At 48.6% G+C, this 694-nt stretch carries 1 tRNA gene and 2 rRNA genes; all 3 read left to right on the top strand.

Annotation, left to right across the window (positions count from 1 at the left end):
- Positions 1 to 107: ribosomal RNA gene (locus APT89_RS21035) — 16S ribosomal RNA — on the top strand; the annotation flags it as partial.
- Between the two features lie 85 nt (positions 108 to 192).
- Positions 193 to 268 (top strand) — tRNA-Glu (locus tag APT89_RS21030).
- Positions 269 to 460: 192 nt separating this feature from the next.
- Positions 461 to 694: ribosomal RNA gene (locus APT89_RS21025) — 23S ribosomal RNA — on the top strand; the annotation flags it as partial.

Genomic DNA, 694 nt, shown 5'->3' with positions numbered 1-694 from the left:
TAGGTAGCTTAACCTTCGGGAGGGCGCTTACCACTTTGTGATTCATGACTGGGGTGAAGTCGTAACAAGGTAACCGTAGGGGAACCTGCGGTTGGATCACCTCCTTACCTTAAAGAACCTGCCTTTGTAGTGTCCACACAGATTGTCTGATGAAAAGTAAACAGCAAGGCGTCTTGCGATTGAGACTTCAGTGTCCCCTTCGTCTAGAGGCCCAGGACACCGCCCTTTCACGGCGGTAACAGGGGTTCGAATCCCCTAGGGGACGCCACTTGCTGGTTCGTGAGTGAAAGTCACCTGCCGTCATATCTCAAAACTGACTTACGAGTCATGTTTGAGATATTTGCTCTTTAAAAATCTGGATCAAGCTGAAAATTGAAACGACACATCTTTAAGGTGTGTTCGAGTCTCTCAAATTTTCGCAAGTCGATGATGAATCGAAAGAAACATCTTCGGGTTGTGAGGTTAAGCGACTAAGCGTACACGGTGGATGCCCTGGCAGTCAGAGGCGATGAAGGACGTGCTAATCTGCGAAAAGCGCCGGCGAGGTGATATGAACCTTTGACCCGGCGATGTCCGAATGGGGAAACCCAGTGCAATTCGTTGCACTATCGTTAACTGAATACATAGGTTAACGAGGCGAACCGGGGGAACTGAAACATCTAAGTACCCCGAGGAAAAGAAATCAACCGAGATT

The sequence above is a fragment of the Enterobacter sp. 50588862 genome (assembly GCF_001462935.1).
Taxonomy (GTDB): domain Bacteria; phylum Pseudomonadota; class Gammaproteobacteria; order Enterobacterales; family Enterobacteriaceae; genus Enterobacter; species Enterobacter bugandensis.
This window is presented reverse-complemented; position numbering and strand designations above follow the sequence as displayed.